Consider the following 18,633-nt stretch of genomic DNA (forward strand, 5'->3'; position numbering starts at 1 on the left):
CTTCGCGTCAATAAATCTGCAGCGACCAAGACCCAAGAAGGAACCGAAAATGGCCCACGACCCGAACCCGATTTCGCCCCAGGACGCGCTGGTCGCGGTCATGATTGCCACCTCGGTCTCGGACGAGAACATCCGGACCTCGGAGCTTGTCACCATCGAGCGGATCGTGAATCACCTGCCCATCTTTGGCGAGTACGATGCCGACCACATCCGCTCCATGGGCGAACTGGTGTTCGATCTTTTCGAGGAGGAGGACGGGGTCGACGCGCTTCTCGGGCTTTGCAGCAAGGCGCTGCCCGAAGAGTTGTACGAGACCGCCTATGCACTGTGTTGCGACGTGGCGGCATCCGACGGGCGGCTTTCGGACCAGGAACTTCAGTTGCTTGCCGAGATTCGTTATGCCTTCAATATCCCGCGGCTGCATGCGGCGTCGATCGAGTGGGGCGCGCGGGTTCGGCATCGGACGATCTGAGGAATCGGGCGACAGATCTGTGTCTGGGCCGATTGTGTCTGGGCCGATGGGTCGCTTGACGACAGGGTGACCCGACACGTGTTGCCCGCGCAGGACGGCGCGGGATTCGGTTCGCGGTGCCGCTACAACGCTTGTGGCGCGTGGACCTTGCACCAGCGGTCGATCAGGCGAAGCTGCAGATTGCGCGAACGGCCGAGCCAGGGCTGCAGGCCCTCGGGGCCCTCGCGCTGGTCGATGGTGAGGGCGTCACGCCGGGGCACGTCGGCGGTGAAGATGGTGAAGGCAAGCTTCCTGCCCTCGGGCAGGGTGGCATAGCCCGCCAGCGCACTGACAAAATTCAGTGTCCCGGTCTTGCCCTGAATCGTCACCGGATAACCCGGGTCCGGCCTTCCGTGGTCGTCCTTCATCCGGATCGGCTTCAGAATCGGCTCAAGATCGACCTCGGGGCCGATCTGGACCAGCGCCTGCACCATGTCGTTGGCGGTGATCCGGCTGGTCCCGCCAAGCCCGGAATGATCGACCAGCGTGGGCGGCGGCAGCGTGATGCGCTCGCCAAGCCAGTCGCCCATCTGTGCCGCCGACACCGGCAGCGGCTCGGGCCTTCCGGCACGGGCGGCGGTCGTCGTCAGCCCCACCGCCTCGGCGGTCATGTTGGTGGAATATTTCAGCATGTCGCGCAGGATCTCGCGCAGATCCTCGCTTTCAACCTCGGCCAGAACGGTGCCTTGGGGGGCGGAGGCGGCCTCTTCGGCGGTGGGCAGGACGATTCCGTGAAGCTTGGCGAAATCCTGCAGCACCTCGGCGGTATAGGCGGAAGGCCGGCGCACCGGCAGCCAGCGGCTGCCACTCTCGCCAAGCGCCCAGGAGGCCACGGACCAGACCTCGGCATCGCCGTTGTCGGCATAGGTATAGATCGGCATCTTGCGGGGATCGACGCTCATCCGTGCGGTCGTGACCGCGGGGCGATAGCTGTCCGATCGGGCATCCATCGTCGTGTCCCAGCCCTTGCCGGCGCGATGCCATTCGAAATGCACCCGGTTGAAATTGAGGTTCAGCCCCGAAATGCCAGGGTTATAGCCGACCTGCACCGGCTGGTCGGGGTCGATGGCGTTGATCTGCGGCAGCGCCTGGCTCCAGGTCAGGAACAGACCCTCGACCGCGGTCACGCCAGCGGCCTTCAGCCCCACGGCAAGCTCTGCCAGACGGTTGGTGTCGAGCGTCGGGTCGCCCGAGCCCACCAGCGCCAGATCGCCCTTGAGCACGCCGTCCTCGATCGGTCCTGTGGCAATGAGCCGGGTCTTGAAGCGATAGCTCGGGCCAAGCGTTTTCAGCGCATAGAGCGAGGTGATCGTCTTCATCGTGCTCGCCGGCGGCAGGCCGAGGTCCGGGTTCATGACCTCCAGCACCTCGCCGGTCGCGGCATCGGCCACGACAAAGCCGACCTGCGACGCCTCGCCAAGCCGCGCCTTTTCAACCAGCGATTCCGCGGAAGGGGCGGATGGGCCGGCGGGCTTTGCGGGTGCGACTGCCACGCCGCGTTCGCTCGGCCGCGGCGGCGGGCGATGCGAAACCTCGGGAGCTTCGGCAATGGCCAGACTTGCACCGCTGGTCAGCAGACCAGCAAGAACCGCCCGGCGCGAGAGGGTGAAAGGAAATCGAGACATGCGGGGGTGGTACCGAATGCGCCGCTGGTCCCGCAAGCGGTCTTGCGGCTCTGGATCGAATTGTCACGAATTCTTGGGCCGGAACCTGCAGGGCGAACTCGGCGATACAGACTTTTGGGCAGGGTGCGGGCGCGGCCTTGCCGCCGCCCCGTCGCACTGGCGCAGCCGCGGGCCTGCCGCTATATCGGGCCCGCAAGGAGAGTCCAATGACCGCCATCAAACCCCAGCCCGGCATTCTCGAGATCGCGCTCTATCAGGGCGGCCAGAGCCGCATCGAGGGGGTCGAGGACGTGCTGAAGCTGTCGTCGAACGAAAACCCCTTTGGCGCCAGCCCGAAGACCAAACAGGCCATCGCCGACGCTATCGCCGAGGTGCACCGCTATCCCAACACCGACCATGGTCCCTTGCGCCAGGCGATCGGCGAGGTGCACGGGCTCGACCCCGACCGGATCATTTGTGGTGTGGGCAGCGATGAGGTGATCCAGTTCCTGTGCCAGGCCTATGCCGGGCCGGGGGACGAGGTTCTGCACACCGAACACGGGTTTGCGATGTACCGGATCTCGGCGCTGGCGGCCGGCGCGACGCCGGTCGAGGTGAGAGAGCGCGAGCGGGTCACCGATGTCGATGCGCTGCTTGACGCCGTGACGCCGCAGACAAGGCTCGTTTTCATCGCCAATCCGAACAACCCCACCGGCACGATGATCGGCGGCAACGAGGTGGCGCGGCTGGCGGCAGGCCTGCCCGAGGGCGCGATCCTCGTGCTAGACGGTGCCTATGCCGAGTTCGTCGAGGGCTTCGACGGCGGCGCGGCCCTGGTCGATGCGCGCGACAATGTCTTCATGACCCGGACCTTCTCCAAGCTCTACGGGCTTGGCGGTTTGCGGATCGGCTGGGGCTATGGTCCGCGCGCGATCATCGACGTGCTGAACCGGATCCGTCAGCCCTTCAACCTGTCCGAGCTGCAGATGGCCGCCGCCATTGCCGCGGTACAGGACCGGGACTGGGCCGAACGCTGCCGGATCGAGAATGCACGGATGCGGGTGTGGCTGGCCGAGGAACTGGCCGCCCTCGGCGTGGCCTCGGACACGAGCCTTGCCAATTTCGTGCTGGCGCGCTTTGCCGACGCGGCCGAGGCCGAGGCGGCGGATGCGCATCTGAAATCTCTGGGCGTGATCGTGCGCCGTGTGGCGGGCTACAAGCTGCCGAACTGCCTGCGCATCACGGTGGGCGACGAGGCCGGCTGCCGGCGGGTGGTCGAGGGCGTGAAGTCGTTCCGGGCACGGCCGCGATGACCGCGATCTATGATCGTGTGGCCTATATCGGGCTGGGGCTGATCGCCTCGTCGATGATCCATGCCGGTCGGCGCGCCGGGCTGCAACGGATGATCGTCGGCACCGCGCGCTCGGCCGAGACCCGCGCCATCGCCCGCGAGGACGGGCTCTGCGATCTGGTGACCGAGACCGCGGCCGAAGCGGTCGCTGATGCCGATCTGGTGGTTCTTTGCGTGCCGGTCGGCGCGATGGCGGCCGTGGCCGAGGAAATCGGGCCGCACCTGAAACCGGGCTGCACGCTCAGCGACGTCGGCTCGGTCAAGCGGGCGGTGATCGAGGCTGTCCGGCCGCACCTGCCCGACGGCGTGCATTTCATCCCCGCCCACCCGCTGGCCGGGACCGAACATTCCGGGCCGCGGTCGGGCTTTGCCGAGCTTTTCGACAACCGCTACACGCTCGTCGTGCCCGATGGCGCGGTCGATGCCGATGCGCTCGACCGGCTGACCCGGTTCTGGGAGGGCATGGGCGCCCATGTCGAGGTGATGGAGCCCGAGCACCACGATCTGGTGCTGATGGTGACAAGCCACGCGCCGCACCTGATCGCCTATACGATGGTGGGCGTCGCCGACGATCTGCGCCGCGTGACCGACAGCGAAGTGATCAAGTATTCCGCGGCCGGGTTTCGCGACTTCACCCGCATCGCCGCGTCGGACCCGACCATGTGGCGCGATGTGTTCCTGAACAACCGCGAAGCCACGATGGAGATCCTCGGCCGGTTCATCGAGGAACTGATGCGGCTGCAGCGGGCGATCCGCAAGGGCGATGGCGATCTGCTGTTCGACTATTTCACCCGGACACGGGCGATCCGGCGTAGTATCATCGAGGCGGGGCAGGACACTGCCGCCCCCGATTTCGGCCGCGGCGGCAGGCCCGGCCAAAGGACAGGCGAGAGCGGAGAGGGCGAGACCACGTGAGAGCCATCTGGATGCCGGCGGCAACGGTCGCCCTGGCTGCGGGAGCCGCTCTGGCCGACCCGCCCGATGTCTCGCCCCGCCCGGTACCCAGAAACGCCATGACCGCGGCTCAGGCGCAACCCGACCTGCATCAGGTCGTTGTGCCGGTTGGTGTGCTGGTCGCGGTGATGGCCGATGGCGAACGCGGCGTGCCACAGCCCGAACCGCGCCCTTCCGTTCCGCCCGAGGCGGTCGCTGTGGCCGTGCCCGTGGCGGTGCCGCAGATCGCATTCCCCGAGGCCCCGCGCCCCGAGGCCCGGCCGACCGGATTTCTGAAGAATATGCTCCCCGGTGGGGCAAACACTGCTCCGGCCAAAGGCGCGGTCTGCGGCGTTCGGACGATCCGCGGCACCGAGCTTGCCGACATCGGCAACCCGGCACGCGGCTGCGGTATCGACGATCCGGTGAAGGTGACCGAAGTGGCCGGCGTGTCGCTGTCGACCTCGGTGACGATCGACTGCCCGACCGCCAGGGCGCTGAACAGCTGGGTCGAAAAGGGGCTGAAGCCGGCGATCGGACGGCGCGGCGGCGGGGTCGTCGAACTGACCATCTTTGCAAGCTATGCCTGCCGGAGCCGCAACAACATCCCGGGCGGCAAGCTGTCGGAACATGGCCGCGGCCACGCGGTCGATGTCGGCGGCCTTACCCTGAAGGACGGGACCAAGGTGACGGTCCTCGACCACTGGCGCAGCCGCAAGTACGGCGCACCTCTGCGCAAGGCCCACGCCGCGGCCTGCGGCCCCTTTGGCACCGTGCTCGGCCCGAAGGCGGACAAGTACCACCGCAACCATTTCCACCTCGACACCGCGCAGTATCGCAGCGGTCCCTTCTGCCAATAGACCACCGCACAGCGGCAAAACCGTCGAACGACCGCCCCGCCGACAGCCGCAGAGCCGCCCCTACACCTTCTTCTGTTCGAAAATATCCCGGGGGTGTCCCGCAAGGCGGGACGGGGGCAGAGCCCCCTTCTTGCCGTCGCCGCCAGCTCACCGCAGCCGCAGCACCGGCGCCGGCCCGACCGGCAGGATGCCGATCCTCGTGCGGCCGTTGCGGAAGGTCACCGGGATATCGAGCGTCTTCTTGCTGCCGGCAAATCCGCTGGCGATCTGCAGCGCCGATTCGAGGCCACTGACCACGGCGCCCGGGACGCTGCCGCTTTCGCGCAGCAATTCCAGCATGTCGCGCCAGTTCGTGGCCTTCACCAGGATCTCGCCGCTGACCTGACCTGCCGCGTCGAGCGTCAGATCGCCCGCCACCCGCAGATCGAGCTGGCCCCACCGGGCGCCGAGATCGCGGATGTCGATCTCGCGGGGCTGCGGCGTCAGGCCTTCCAGCGCCGTGCGGTCGAGCGGGCGGTCGAGCCGCAGCGCCAGATCGGCGTTCAGCCGCTCGATCGTGCCCGGCGCCATGCCCATACCCGCCAGCCGTGCCAGAGGCCCCGAGCCCGGCGTCAGCCCGCTCACCTCGACCCCGAGGTCGTACCAGCCGTCGCGCCCCGCGGTCGGCCGCACGGCGAGCCGCGTCTCCGCGACCGTCCCGGCCCATCCGGCGTCCGAGACAAGCGACAGGTCCTTGAAGATCGCCACCGCCTCGTCGATCGCGCGGGCTTGCCCCGGCAGGAAGTTGACGCTGCCGCGCAGATCCTCGCCGGTCATCTCGATCCGCTCATAGGGGGTCTGCAGCGTCATGGTATCGGCCGAGACCAGAACATAGTGGTTGTTTTCATAGTTCAGCCCGAGGATCTGCAGGAACGGTGTGCTCCAGACCCAGCCGGCTTCGGTATTCGCGAGCGTCAGATCGCTGATCGTGGTGTCGATCCGGGTGGGAAAGCCCTGGATCGAGATATCGGACCACTCGGCCTGCCAACCGGCGGCGCGGCGTTCGTTCAGCCAGGCATGGACGTTGCGCGAGGTGGTCCAGACACCCCAACCCCACCACAGCCCCCAGGCCACAGCCACCAGCAGGACGAGCCACAGCAATCGCATCGGTTTCATGTCGGCCCCTTTCGCCCTGCACGGTTTCGGGGGTAATAGGGCCCCAGTGCGCGAGGGCCAACATATGCAGGACATCGATATTTCCAAGCCCTTGTGGGTGTTCGGCTATGGCAGCCTGATCTGGCATCCGGGCTTCGAGGTGGCTGAGCGGGCGGTGGCGCGGCTGATCGGATTTCGCCGCGCCTTTTGTATGACGTCGATCCACTATCGCGGCACGGTCGATGCTCCGGGTCTGGTGCTGGCGCTCGATGCTGCCGAAGGCGCCCATTGCGACGGTGTTGCCTTTCGCGTCGCGCCCGAAGGTGCCGCCCTGGCGCTGCAGGGCCTGCGCGAACGCGAGCTGATCTCGGCGGCCTATCTGGAGGAACGGGTCGAGGTCGCGTTGTGCGACGGCCGGCGGGTGATGGCGCTGACCTATGTGATGGACCGTGCCCATGCCCAGTATTGCGGCGACACGACGCTTGAACAGCAGGCGCAGATCATCGCCCGTGCCCGCGGCGGGCGCGGGCCGAATGCCGAATACCTGTTCAACACCGCCGCCCATCTGGCCGAGCTTGGCCTTGCCGATCCCGACCTCGACTGGTTGGCGGCGAGGGTGCGTGCCCTGAGCGCATCGGATTCCAGCTAAGTCTTGTTTGGACATTGCTTTCTCGCGCTTGGTGCCTATCGTTGCGGCATATTCTGACCACCAGTGCCGGGACCCAATGAGCGCAGTCGAGGCCGAACCGCAATTCTCGCAGCCGATCCGGCAAACGGTGCAGATGCTGATCGTTGTCGCCCTCGCGGGCGTCGGCGGCTGGATGATCTATCCCAGCGTCAAGCCGGTGTTCTTCGCCAACCCCTATCTCAACGGCGCGATCGGGCTGGTGTTTGTCTTCGGGGTCCTGAACTGCTTCCTGCAGGTGGCACAGCTCAGCTCCTCGGTGCGCTGGATCGAAGCCTTCGCCCGCGATCACCGCGCTGCCGAAACCGCGCGGCCGCCACGGATGCTGGCGCCGCTTGCTGGTCTGCTGCGTTCGCGCGGGGTCAACCGCCAGATTAGTTCCACCTCGGCAAGCTCGATCCTCGATTCGGTCGGCACCCGGATCGAAGAGGCGCGGGATATCACCCGCTATATCGGCAACCTGTTGATCTTCCTCGGTCTTCTCGGCACCTTCTATGGCCTCGCGACGACCGTGCCGGCGGTGGTCGACACGATCCGCTCGCTCGCCCCGCAAGAGGGCGAAAGCGGCGTCGATATCTTCGCCAAGCTGATGAACGGGCTCGAGGCGCAACTTGGCGGCATGGGCACGGCCTTTGGATCCTCGCTGCTCGGCCTGACCGGGTCGCTGGTGGTGGGGCTGCTCGAACTCTTCGCCTCGCGCGGGCAGAACCGGTTCTATCGCGAGCTTGAGGAATGGCTGTCGACGATCACGCGGCTCGGCTTTGCCGGCGCCGAGGTCGAGGGGGCAGGTGACGCCGGGCCGGTGCTGCTGGTGCTCGACCACATGGCCGAACAGATGTCGTCGCTGCGTGAGATCATGGCGCAGTCGGATCTGGGCCGGGCGGTGATCGACGACCGGCTGTCGGAGGTCGCAACCGCGGTGACGGCGCTGACCCGGACCTTGCAGCATGGCGACCGGTCTACCGCGGTGCTGGAACGGATCGCCGAGGGGCAGGACCGGATCGCCGAGGGCCAGGACCGGGTGGCGGATGTCCAGTTGCGGATCGCTGACGGGCAGGCGCGCATCGCCGAGGGCCAGGAAGCGCTGGTCGAGCGGCTGTCGGCGCCGCCGGCCGCGGCCGAAGAAGGTGCCGATCACGAGGCGCGGATGCGGCTGCGGTCGATCGACGTGCAGCTGTTGCGGGTGCTCGAGGAGCTTGCCGCCGGCCGTCAGGAAACGGTGGCCGAGATCCGTGCCGAGATTGCCGGGCTTGCGCGCGAAGTTCGCAAGGGCCGGGCGCCGGCGCTGCCGCAGGGCTCGACAGGCACCGTCGTCGGCCCGAGGGACTAGGCCCATGGGGTTGTCACGGCGCAGGAGCGGCGACCGGTTCTCGGCCTCGATCTGGCCCGGGTTCGTCGACGCGATGACGGCCCTGCTGCTGGTGCTGATGTTTGTCCTGTCGATCTTCATGATCGTGCAGTTCATGCTGCGCGAGACGATCTCGGGGCAGGAAACCGAGCTTGACGCGCTGTCGGCCGAGGTTGTGCAACTGTCCAATGCGCTGGGGCTGGAACGCGGCCGGGCCACCGATCTGGGCGGGCAAGTCGGCACATTGACCGCAGCGCTGGCCGAGGCGCGCGAGACCACGGCGCAGCAATCGGACCGGATCGAGGCCCTGGCGGCCGAGCGCGACAAGCGCGCCGGAGAGCTCGAAATCGCCTCGGCCCGGATCGACCAGGTCAAGGCCGAAGCGGCGGAACTGGCCAAGGCGCGCGATGCGCTGGCAGCCGAACGTGCCGAACTTGCCCAGGATCGCGAAGCCTTGAAGGCGGCCCTTGCCGGCGCCCGCGAGGAGATCGACGCGCAGGTCGAGACTGCCCGGCTGGCCGCGGCCCGGCGTACGGCGCTCGAGGCACTGGTTGCCGATCTGCGCCAGCGCGCGGACGAGACGGCGACGGCGCTGGAGAACCAGAAACAGACTGCGGCGGGTCTGCAGCAGCAATTGTCCGAGGAAGAGGCCGGGCGCTTGGCCGAAGCGGCGGCGGTTGCGGCCTTGCGCGACAAGCTGGCGTCGGCCGATACCGAACGCACGGCGATGACCCTCGCGCTGGAAGAACAACGCCGCAAGGCCGAGGAGACGCTGACGCTTCTGGCCGCCGCCGAGGCCGCGCGTGCGCAGGCGGAGACGGCACAACAGGCTGCCGAACAGGCCAAGGTCGCGCAGATGACGGCCGCCGAGGAGCGCGCGGCGCTGCTGGCCGCGGCCAAGGCGCAACTGTCGCAGGTCGAGGGTCAGTCCGAGGCGCAACAGCGCCGGGTCGCGCTGTTGAACGCCCAGGTCGCCGAATTGCGCAAGCAGCTGAGTTCGATCCAGAGCCTGCTCGATGCCTCGGAGAGCCGCGAAGGCGATGCGCAGGGCAGGATCGAGGATCTGGGAGAGCGGCTGAACGTGGCGCTGGCGCAGGTCGCGTCCAAGGAAAGGGCGCGGGCGGCGCTGGAAGAGGCCGAACGCAAGCGGCTGGAGCAGGACAAGACCCGGCTGGAGGCGGAAGCGCGGGATCTGAAGAACTATCGTTCGGAGTTCTTCGGGCGTTTGCGCGATATCCTCGGTGGCCGCGAAGGCGTGCGGATCGAGGGCGACCGGTTTGTGTTTTCCTCGGAAGTTCTGTTCGAATCCGCCTCGGCGCGGCTTTCGCCCGAGGGCAAGGACCAGATCGCGCGGGTCGCCGATATCCTGACCGAAATCGCGGGCGAGATCCCGCCCGAGATCGACTGGGTGATCCGGGTTGACGGCCATACCGACAATGCGCCGCTGAGCGGTCAGGGGTCCTATGCCGACAACTGGGAACTGAGCCAGGCCCGCGCGCTTTCGGTCGTACGCTACATGACCCAGGATCTGGGGTTCCCGCCAAACCGGCTTTCGGCGAACGGATTTGGCGAATACCAGCCGCTCGACCCCGGCGACACGCCCGAGGCGCGGGCGCGCAACCGGCGCATCGAGTTGAAGTTGACCGAGCGGTAATGCGGGTCCGGGCGGCGAGGGATACGGCGGGGCCCTGGCTGCAGGCAAGGCGGCGCGTCAGGGCAGGGTGAAGCTCACGCTGCGCCGGTCGATCTCGATTCCGCCGCGCAGGTGACGGATGCGGGCCCGATAGGCGCCGGCCGGAAATCCCGCCGCGGGCGCGCGCAGGCCCCAGGCGCGGTAGAGCAGCGGCTGGTCCTTTTCCAGTGTCATCACCTGATGACCAACCGAACCTTCGGGGCCGTCGAGCGCGAGATCGATCACGTCGCCGCTGTGGCCGGCAAAGGCCAGCGCCCAGACCACCAGCGCATCGGGCGGGTCATCGGGCAGGGCGACGGTGGCCAACCCCTCCTTGATCTCGGCGAAATCCGGCACGCGGTCCAGAACGCCCGCCGACACCAGCCCGCCATCGCGGTAGGGGATGGGAGGATCCCACAACGGCGCGCCTGCATCCATGCCGCAGGGCACCGACATGTCGGGTCCGAAAGGGTCGACGACCCGGTTGTCCTGTCGCAGCGACAGATGCAGGTGCGGGAAGGTCGCGCGCCCGCTCATTCCGACACGGCCGAGCGTTGCGCCGGCTTCGACCCGCTGGCCCATGGCGACAGCGATACTGCCCTGGCGCATGTGGCAATACTGGGTCTGCCAGCCGTCACCGTGATCGAGCGTCACGCCATTGCCGCATTCCCGACCGTCGAGGTTGGGGGCGGCGGGCAGCGAGGCGTCGATGTCGGGCATCCCGTCGCGCAGCCCCTGCACCAGGCCGCCTGCTGCGGCACGAACCTCGACACCCGCGCGCATCGCCTGAAGGTCCGGCAATGCGAAATCGGTGCCTTTGTGGCCGTCGTTGGCAAGCGCGCCGCAGCCGACATCGCGGCTGCCGGGGCCCGGGTCGCGGTCGACGTATTGCTGGATTCGGCAGCTCGTGCCCGGCACGCAGTCAATTGGCAGCATCAGTCGCGGCGGACCATCCGCGGAGACGGGCGCTGCCGTCAGGGCAAAAAGAAGGGGCGCCGCAAGGCGCCCCCGTTTTCTTCCAGCCACCATCTGTCTCAGTCGGCGGTAAGAAGCGGCGGCTTGCGGCTGGCGAGCCGCAGCTTGACCGGTTCTTCGACGATGAGGTCGATCTTGCCGTCCTTCAAGGTGACCTTGACGATGCCACCCTTGGTCAGCTTGCCGAACAGAAGTTCTTCGGCGAGCGGCTTCTTGATATATTCCTGGATCACCCGGCCGAGCGGGCGGGCGCCCATGCGGCTGTCATAGCCCTTGTCGGCAAGCCAGGCGGCGGCCGGATCGGTCAACTCGATCGTCACGTTGCGGTCCATCAACTGGGCCTCGAGCTGCAGCACGAACTTCTCGACCACTTTCAGGATCACATCCTCTCCGAGCGGCGCGAAGGAGATCACCGCATCCAGACGGTTGCGAAACTCGGGCGTGAAGGTCCGCTCGATTGCCGCCGTGTCCTCGCCCTCGCGGGTCTCGCGGCCGAAACCGATGGCCGATTTTGCCAGTTCCGAGGCCCCGGCGTTCGAAGTCATGATCAGGATCACGTTGCGGAAGTCGACCGACCGGCCGTTGTGGTCGGTCAGCGTGCCGTGGTCCATCACCTGCAGCAGGATGTTGAAAACATCCGGGTGCGCCTTTTCGATCTCGTCGAGCAGCAGAACGCAATGCGGGTGCTGGTCGATCCCGTCGGTCAGAAGCCCGCCCTGATCGAAGCCGACATAGCCCGGAGGCGCACCGATCAGCCGGCTGACCGCGTGTTTCTCCATGTATTCCGACATGTCGAAACGGATCAACTCGACCCCCAGCGAACTGGCGAGCTGCTTGGCGACCTCGGTCTTGCCGACGCCGGTCGGACCCGCGAACAGGTAGTTGCCGATCGGCTTTTCCGGTTCGCGCAGGCCGGCGCGAGCGAGCTTGATCGAGGCGGTCAAAGCGCCGATTGCAGCATCCTGACCGAAGACAACGCGCTTGAGCGTGGCTTCGAGATCCTTGAGCGTCGCCGCATCGTCCTTGGAGACATTCTTCGGCGGGATGCGGGCGATCTTGGCCACCACGGCCTCGATCTCCTTGGTGCCGATGGTCTTGCGGCGGCGGCTTTCCGGCACCAGGTGCTGGGCGGCACCGGCCTCGTCGATCACGTCGATCGCCTTGTCGGGCAGCTTGCGGTCGTTCATGTAGCGCGCCGACAATTCGACCGCGGTGCGGATCGCGTCGGCGGTGTAGCGGATGTCGTGATGCTCCTCGAAATAGGGCTTGAGGCCCGTCAGGATCTTGACGCTGTCCTCGACCGAAGGTTCGTTGACATCGATCTTCTGGAACCGGCGGCTGAGCGCGCGGTCCTTTTCGAAGTGCTGGCGGAACTCCTTGTAGGTGGTCGAGCCCATGCAGCGCAGCTTGCCGCCCTGCAGGGCAGGCTTGAGCAGGTTCGAGGCATCCATCGCCCCGCCCGAGGTGGCACCGGCGCCGATCACGGTGTGGATCTCGTCGATGAAGAGCACGGCATCGGGGTGATCTTCGAGTTCGGTGACAACGGCTTTCAGCCGTTCCTCGAAATCGCCGCGATAGCGGGTGCCGGCCAGCAGCGCGCCCATGTCGAGCGAGAAGATCGTGGCGCCGGATAGAACGTCCGGGGTCTCGCCCGAGACGATCTTGCGCGCCAGCCCCTCGGCGATGGCGGTCTTGCCAACGCCCGGGTCGCCCACCAGAAGCGGGTTGTTCTTGCGCCGGCGGCAGAGGACCTGCACGCAGCGTTCAACTTCGGAATCGCGCCCGATCAGCGGATCGACATCGCCGCGGCGGGCCTTCGCATTCAGATCGACACAAAATTTCGACAAGGCCGATTCCTTCTGGTCGCTCGCGGACGGGCCGGAGCTTGCTTCTTCGCTGTGGGAACTCTCCTCCTCGTTCTCGCCCGCGCCTGTGACCGGGCGGCTTTCGCCAAAGGTCGGATTCTTGGCCACACCATGGGCGATGAAGTTGACCGCGTCATAGCGGGTCATGTCCTGTTCCTGCAGGAAATAGGCGGCGTTCGATTCGCGTTCGGCGAAGATCGCGACCAGAACGTTGGCGCCAGTGACCTCGGTCCGGCCCGAAGACTGGACATGGATCGCGGCGCGCTGGATCACCCGCTGGAAGGCGGCGGTCGGCACGGCTTCGGAGCCTTCGACCTCGGTCACAAGCGTCGCCAGATCCTCTTCGATGAATTCGAGAAGCGTGCGGCGCAACTCCTCGAGATTGACATCGCATGCCTGCATGACCTTGGCGGCATCGGGTTCGTCGATCAGGGCCAGCAGCAGGTGTTCGAGGGTGGCGAGTTCATGGCGGCGCGCGTTGGCGAAGCCCAGTGCAGCGTGAATGGCTTGCTCGAGAGTATTAGAAAACGATGGCACGGACGCGCTCCTTTTCCTGTCGGACCGGGTTGGGGACCCCCCGGTCGCGAGTGTGGGCCCTAAGTTCTAAGGTTTGGTAGGCGAGGCTCAGCTTCAAGTGTTTTTTTACAATGAGCGCCGTTGTGTTTTGCGAATGCACAAATTGTGATCGCTGCAGGGCGGTGAGAACGGCCGTCCGGTCCTTCGTCGGGCGGTTTTCAGAAGCTGTCCTTTCGTCGACGCACCTCGGCGAAGACTTCGACATCCGCGGCAGAGGCCATGCCTATATGGTGTCGAATTGACGGATCGGAAGCCCGCAGGAACGGGTTCGTGGCAAGTTCGAGTTGCAGCGTCGAGGGAACGGTCGGCTGCCCTGCCGCGCGCGCCCGTTTCACATCCGCGACCCGCGCCAGAAGGGCGGCATTGTCGGGATCGACGGTCAGCGCGAAGGCGCCGTTCGATGCGGTATATTCGTGGCCCGAACAGACCAGCGTCTCGGGCGGCAGGGCGGCGAGCTTTGACAACGACCCCCACATGGTGGCGGCGTCGCCCTCGAACAGCCGGCCGCAGCCAAGCGCCATCAGGCTGTCGCCGGTAAAGACGGCGCCCGGGAAGGCAAAGGCGATATGGCCCATGGTATGGCCCGAGACGTCAAGCACCCGGCCGGTGATCCCGCCGACCGAGACCGCGTCGCCCTCGGCCACGGCCCGGTCGAGGCGGGGCAGGCGATGGGCGTCTGCCTTGGCGCCGGTCACCTTGGCGCCGGTCGCGGCGCGCAGTTCCTCGACGCCGTCGATATGGTCCGAGTGGTGGTGGGTGATCAATATGTCGGACAGCGTCCAGCCGCGCGCGTCGAGAGCGGCCTTGATCGGCGCAGCCTCGGGAACGTCGATCACGGCAGTGGCGCCGGTTTCCGCATTGTGCAACAGGAACGCATAGTTGTCGGTCCGACAGGGGACTGTGACGATTTCAGGGGACATGGCGTTTCCTTTTCCGGGTGACCGGCTATGGTTGCGCAACACGATGAATGGGGAGCCGGCCGGGCGCAATGCATCTCGATGTGCTGGACCTAAGAAATTTCTACTACAAGACCAGGCTGGGCCGAGTGGCGCAGCGGGCGATCCGTGAACAGTTGGTCCGGTTCTGGCCGCCGGCCGAGTCGCGGGGGCAGACCGTGGTCGGCTTCGGCTTTGCCGTGCCGCTTTTGCGGCCCTACCTGGCGGAATCGCGTCGGGTCGTCGCCCTGATGCCGGCCCCGCAGGGCGTGATGCCCTGGCCCGGCGGCCGGCCGAACATCTCGGCGCTCTGCGAGGAGATGCAGTGGCCGCTCGATACCGGCAGCGTCGACAGGCTGGTGTTGATGCACGGGCTCGACACGACCGACCATCCCGGGGCGGTGCTGGAGGAATGCTATCGCGTGCTCGGTCCCGGCGGGCGGTTGACCGTGGTGGTGCCGAACCGCAGCGGGTTGTGGGCGCGGCGCGATGTGACTCCCTTCGGCTATGGTCGGCCCTATTCCGTCGGTCAGCTTGAAGAACAACTGCTGCGGCAGAACTTCCGTCTCGAACGCCATGGGGCGGCGCTCTACGGTCCGCCGTCGACGCGGCGGTTCTGGCTGCGCAGCTCCGGGCTGTGGGAGAATGTCGGGCGCAAGGTCACGTCACTGGCGGGCGGTGTTCTCATGGTTGAATTCACCAAGACACAGCAGACCCCGCGGGGCACGACGGTTCGGGAATCAGCCCGCTATCCGCTGCGCATCCTCGAGGGGATCCCCAGTCCGGGGGGCGAACCCGCCGGCGTCTAACCCCGCGGGCATCTGACGCAGGCCCCGCGGTCGCGGTTTGCGGGTCGGCGGCGGGGTCGGGGCGACAAAGATGCGCGGCGTCTTGTTAGCGCTAGCCTCGATCCGCAAGGCGTTTTGGTATACAATCGCACGCCGAAATCCTCGAGATTCTGCCGCAATGCAGCAGCTTCAAACGGTCGCATCGGTTCACCGGATTGTTAGAGGCCTTCTATGGTAGGAATTTCGGCAATGAAATTGCGCGGTCCAAGAGAGTTGCGGGGTGGAAACGGGTCTGTTACATCGCAGGCGATTTGTGGGGGCAGCCGCGGTTGCCGCCCAAAAGTAGGTTGCGTTCCGCGTCGCCGGGTCCGGATTGCGCACAAGATAAAAGGGGGTGGACGTGTCAGAAACGGCTTCAATCACATCCAGCATTGCCACGCGTTACGCGTCGGCCTTGTTTGAACTGGCCAAGGACGAGGGCGGGCTCGATGCCCTCGAAGCCGACATCGACGCGCTCTCGGATGCGCTCGCGGCGTCGCGGGATCTGACTGCTATGATCCATTCGCCGGTCTACACCCGCAGCGACCAGGCGGCTGCGATCACCGAGCTTGCGACCCGCATGGGGCTGTCTTCTGTCGCCCGCAACGGTCTGGGCCTGATGGCGTCGAAACGCCGGCTCTTCGCCCTTCCGGCCGTGCTTGAAAAGCTGCGTACACGGATTGCCGAAGAGAAGGGTGAGGTCAGCGCCGACGTGACCTCCGCCGTCGCGCTTTCCCCGGCCCAGGCCACGGCCGTTGCAGAAATGCTGAAGTCGCGGTTCGGCAAGGAAATCAAATTGAACACTTCCGTCGATGAGAGCCTCATCGGCGGCCTCGTTGTAAAGGTAGGCTCCAAGATGATCGACACGTCGGTCCGAGCGAAGCTCGCCGCACTCCAGAATGCTATGAAAGAGGTCGGGTAAATGGCACTGCAAGCTGCGGAAATTTCCGCGATCCTGAAGGACCAGATCAAGAACTTCGGTCAGGAAGCCGAAGTTGCGGAGGTTGGCCGGGTGCTGTCTGTCGGGGACGGCATCGCCCGTGTCCACGGGCTCGATAACGTCCAGGCCGGCGAAATGGTGGAATTCCCCGGCGGGATCCGCGGCATGGCGCTGAACCTCGAGGTCGACAACGTCGGCATCGTGATCTTCGGCTCTGACCGCGACATCAAGGAAGGCGACGTCGTCAAGCGCACCAAGTCCATCGTGGACGTGCCCGTGGGCGACGTGCTGCTTGGCCGCGTGGTCGATGCGCTCGGCAATCCGATCGACGGCAAGGGCCCGATCGAGGCCACCGAACGCCGCGTCGCGGACGTGAAGGCCCCGGGCATCATCCCGCGGAAGTCGGTGCACGAGCCGATGGCGACCGGCCTGAAGGCCGTCGACGCGATGATCCCGATCGGCCGCGGCCAGCGCGAGCTGATCATCGGCGACCGTCAGACCGGCAAGACCGCGGTCGCGCTCGACACCATCCTGAACCAGAAATCCTACAACGAGGCCGCTGGCAGCGACGAGAGCAAGAAGCTCTATTGTATCTATGTCGCCATCGGCCAAAAGCGTTCGACCGTCGCGCAGCTGGTGAAGCGGCTCGAGGAATCGGGTGCGATCGAATACACGACCATCGTCGCGGCAACAGCGTCGGATCCGGCGCCGATGCAGTATCTGGCACCCTATTCGGCAACCGCGATGGCAGAATTCTATCGTGACAACGGCCGCCACGCCCTGATCATCTATGATGACCTCTCCAAACAGGCCGTGTCCTATCGCCAGATGTCGCTGCTGCTGCGTCGTCCGCCGGGGCGTGAAGCCTATCCGGGGGACGTGTTCTATCTGCACTCCCGCCTGCTGGAGCGTTCGGCGAAGCTGAACGACGAACACGGCTCGGGCTCGCTGACGGCGCTGCCGATCATCGAAACCCAGGGCGGCGACGTTTCGGCGTTCATCCCCACCAACGTGATCTCGATCACCGACGGCCAGATCTTCCTGGAAACCGAGCTGTTCTATCAGGGCATCCGCCCGGCAGTGAACACCGGTCTGTCGGTGTCGCGGGTCGGCTCCTCGGCGCAGACCAACGCGATGAAGTCGGTCGCAGGCCCGGTGAAGCTGGAACTGGCACAATACCGCGAAATGGCGGCGTTTGCGCAGTTCGGCTCGGACCTCGATGCGGCCACCCAGCAGTTGCTGAACCGCGGCTCGCGTCTGACCGAACTGATGAAGCAGGCGCAGTATTCGCCGCTGACCAACGCCGAGATCGTTCTGGTGATCTTTGCCGGTGTGAACGGCTTCCTCGACAAGATCGCGGTCAAGGACGTCAGCCGGTTCGAGGCAGGGCTGCTGACCTTCGTGCGCTCCCGGCATCCCGAATTGCTGGAATGGATCACCAACGAGGATCCGAAGGTGAAGGGCGATGCTGCCGACCGTATCAAGGCCGTGGTGCAAGACTACGCCAAGGGCTTTGCGTGAGCCGCGAGGACAGCTAGATGCCAAGCCTCAAGGATCTCAAAAACCGGATCGAAAGCGTCAAGTCGACGCGAAAGATCACGAAGGCCATGCAGATGGTGGCCGCCGCAAAACTGCGGCGGGCACAGGATGCGGCAGAAAACGCACGGCCCTATGCCGAGCGTATGCAGGCGGTGATGAGCGGTCTTGCCGCCTCCGTCGGCGCCACCGACAACGCGCCCCGGCTTCTGGCCGGGACGGGCAGGGACCAGGTGCATCTTCTGGTCGTGATGAGTTCGGAACGCGGCCTTTGCGGCGGCTTCAACACGACGATCGTGCGGGCAGCCCGCCACAAGATCGAAGAGTTGCTGGCGGCCGGAAAGACGGTCAAGATTCTGACCGTCGGCAAGAAGGGTCGCGAACAGCTCAAGCGTGAGTTTGGCCAGTACTTCGTGGCCCATGTCGACATGAGCGATGTGAAGCGGGTTGGCTATGACCGTGCGGCCTCGATCGCGCAGAACCTGAGAGATCGCTTCGCGGACGGCGAATTCGACGTCTGCACGATCTTCTACAACCGGTTCGTATCGGTCGTCACCCAGGAGCCGACGGTTCTGCAGGTGATCCCGGCCGTGTTCGACGCGGATCCCGAGCAATCGGATTCGGGCGCGCCCTATGACTATGAGCCGAGCGAGGAAGGCGTGCTGGCCGACCTGCTGCCACGCGCGGTGGCGACGCAGATCTTCACCGCATTGCTCGAAAACGCGGCCTCGGAGGAGGGGTCCCGGATGTCGGCCATGGACAACGCGACGCGCAACGCGGGCGAGATGATCGACAAGCTGACGATCCAGTTCAACCGCACGCGTCAGGCCGTCATCACCAACGAGCTCATCGAAATCATTTCGGGCGCCGAGGCGCTCTGA

16 protein-coding genes are annotated in these 18,633 nt (G+C 66.1%); 11 read left to right on the top strand and 5 right to left on the bottom strand.

What is annotated here, in order from left to right:
• Positions 1–49: 49 nt before the first annotated feature.
• The gene (locus DQG17_RS03985; protein ID WP_116131465.1) at positions 50–472 is read left to right on the top strand and encodes a tellurite resistance TerB family protein; all 423 of its coding nucleotides are present in this window, start codon (positions 50–52) and stop codon (positions 470–472) included.
• Between the two features lie 122 nt (positions 473–594).
• Here the strand turns inward: DQG17_RS03985 and dacB are convergent, their stop codons facing one another.
• A complete protein-coding gene (gene dacB, locus DQG17_RS03990; RefSeq protein ID WP_116131466.1) occupies positions 595–2,136 on the bottom strand; it encodes a D-alanyl-D-alanine carboxypeptidase/D-alanyl-D-alanine-endopeptidase in 1,542 nt (513 codons plus the stop codon).
• Positions 2,137–2,342: 206 nt separating this feature from the next.
• Here dacB and hisC point away from each other — a divergent pair, with 206 nt between their 5' ends.
• From hisC to DQG17_RS04005, 3 genes are read left to right on the top strand one after another with little or no spacing between them, the layout of a single operon-like run.
• Positions 2,343–3,428 carry a histidinol-phosphate transaminase gene (gene hisC, locus DQG17_RS03995; RefSeq protein ID WP_116131467.1) on the top strand — a complete coding sequence of 362 codons (1,086 nt, stop codon included), beginning with the start codon at positions 2,343–2,345 and terminating at the stop codon, positions 3,426–3,428.
• The gene (locus DQG17_RS04000; RefSeq protein ID WP_116131468.1) at positions 3,425–4,381 is read left to right on the top strand and encodes a prephenate/arogenate dehydrogenase family protein; all 957 of its coding nucleotides are present in this window, start codon (positions 3,425–3,427) and stop codon (positions 4,379–4,381) included. The genes hisC and DQG17_RS04000 overlap by 4 nt, the downstream gene beginning before the upstream one ends.
• Positions 4,378–5,259: an extensin family protein gene (locus tag DQG17_RS04005; RefSeq protein ID WP_232829320.1), complete on the top strand. Its 882-nt coding sequence runs from the start codon at positions 4,378–4,380 to the stop codon at positions 5,257–5,259. Before DQG17_RS04000 ends, DQG17_RS04005 begins: the two co-directional genes overlap by 4 nt.
• A gap of 147 nt (positions 5,260–5,406) precedes the next feature.
• Here the strand turns inward: DQG17_RS04005 and DQG17_RS04010 are convergent, their stop codons facing one another.
• The gene (locus DQG17_RS04010) at positions 5,407–6,414 is read right to left on the bottom strand and encodes a DUF2125 domain-containing protein (RefSeq protein WP_157973517.1); all 1,008 of its coding nucleotides are present in this window, start codon (positions 6,412–6,414) and stop codon (positions 5,407–5,409) included.
• Between the two features lie 64 nt (positions 6,415–6,478).
• Between DQG17_RS04010 and DQG17_RS04015 the strand changes: the two genes are divergently transcribed.
• From DQG17_RS04015 to DQG17_RS04025, 3 genes are all read left to right on the top strand, one after another.
• Complete coding sequence (locus DQG17_RS04015) at positions 6,479–7,042, top strand: gamma-glutamylcyclotransferase (protein ID WP_116131470.1); 564 nt, start codon at positions 6,479–6,481, stop codon at positions 7,040–7,042.
• Positions 7,043–7,118: 76 nt separating this feature from the next.
• Positions 7,119–8,408, top strand: coding sequence for a biopolymer transporter ExbB (locus DQG17_RS04020; RefSeq protein ID WP_116131471.1), 1,290 nt, complete (start codon positions 7,119–7,121; stop codon positions 8,406–8,408).
• Positions 8,409–8,412: 4 nt separating this feature from the next.
• On the top strand, positions 8,413–10,080 hold the full coding sequence (locus DQG17_RS04025; RefSeq protein ID WP_116131472.1) for a peptidoglycan -binding protein: 1,668 nt from the start codon (positions 8,413–8,415) through the stop codon (positions 10,078–10,080).
• A 57-nt stretch (positions 10,081–10,137) separates the two neighbouring features.
• On the opposite strand, the gene DQG17_RS04030 is transcribed toward DQG17_RS04025, so the two are convergent.
• The 3 genes from DQG17_RS04030 to gloB form a co-directional block, all read right to left on the bottom strand.
• Positions 10,138–11,034 (bottom strand): M23 family metallopeptidase, encoded by an 897-nt coding sequence (locus tag DQG17_RS04030; RefSeq protein WP_232829321.1) that lies wholly within the window; start codon positions 11,032–11,034, stop codon positions 10,138–10,140.
• 98 nt (positions 11,035–11,132) lie between these two features.
• Positions 11,133–13,475 carry an ATP-dependent Clp protease ATP-binding subunit ClpA gene (gene clpA, locus DQG17_RS04035; protein WP_116131474.1) on the bottom strand — a complete coding sequence of 781 codons (2,343 nt, stop codon included), beginning with the start codon at positions 13,473–13,475 and terminating at the stop codon, positions 11,133–11,135.
• A gap of 197 nt (positions 13,476–13,672) precedes the next feature.
• Positions 13,673–14,434 carry a hydroxyacylglutathione hydrolase gene (gene gloB / locus DQG17_RS04040; protein WP_116131475.1) on the bottom strand — a complete coding sequence of 254 codons (762 nt, stop codon included), beginning with the start codon at positions 14,432–14,434 and terminating at the stop codon, positions 13,673–13,675.
• 68 nt (positions 14,435–14,502) lie between these two features.
• Here gloB and DQG17_RS04045 point away from each other — a divergent pair, with 68 nt between their 5' ends.
• The 4 genes from DQG17_RS04045 (at position 14,503) to DQG17_RS04060 (ending at position 18,633) form a co-directional block, all read left to right on the top strand.
• Entirely contained in the window at positions 14,503–15,258 is a 756-nt protein-coding gene (locus DQG17_RS04045) for a methyltransferase domain-containing protein (RefSeq protein ID WP_116131476.1), read from the top strand.
• A gap of 379 nt (positions 15,259–15,637) precedes the next feature.
• Positions 15,638–16,198: a F0F1 ATP synthase subunit delta gene (locus DQG17_RS04050; protein WP_116132575.1), complete on the top strand. Its 561-nt coding sequence runs from the start codon at positions 15,638–15,640 to the stop codon at positions 16,196–16,198.
• Complete coding sequence (gene atpA, locus DQG17_RS04055; RefSeq protein ID WP_116131477.1) at positions 16,199–17,737, top strand: F0F1 ATP synthase subunit alpha; 1,539 nt, start codon at positions 16,199–16,201, stop codon at positions 17,735–17,737.
• Positions 17,738–17,754: 17 nt separating this feature from the next.
• Positions 17,755–18,633 carry a F0F1 ATP synthase subunit gamma gene (locus DQG17_RS04060; protein WP_116131478.1) on the top strand — a complete coding sequence of 293 codons (879 nt, stop codon included), beginning with the start codon at positions 17,755–17,757 and terminating at the stop codon, positions 18,631–18,633.

This window comes from Tropicimonas sp. IMCC34043 (assembly GCF_003390845.1).
GTDB lineage: Bacteria > Pseudomonadota > Alphaproteobacteria > Rhodobacterales > Rhodobacteraceae > Tropicimonas.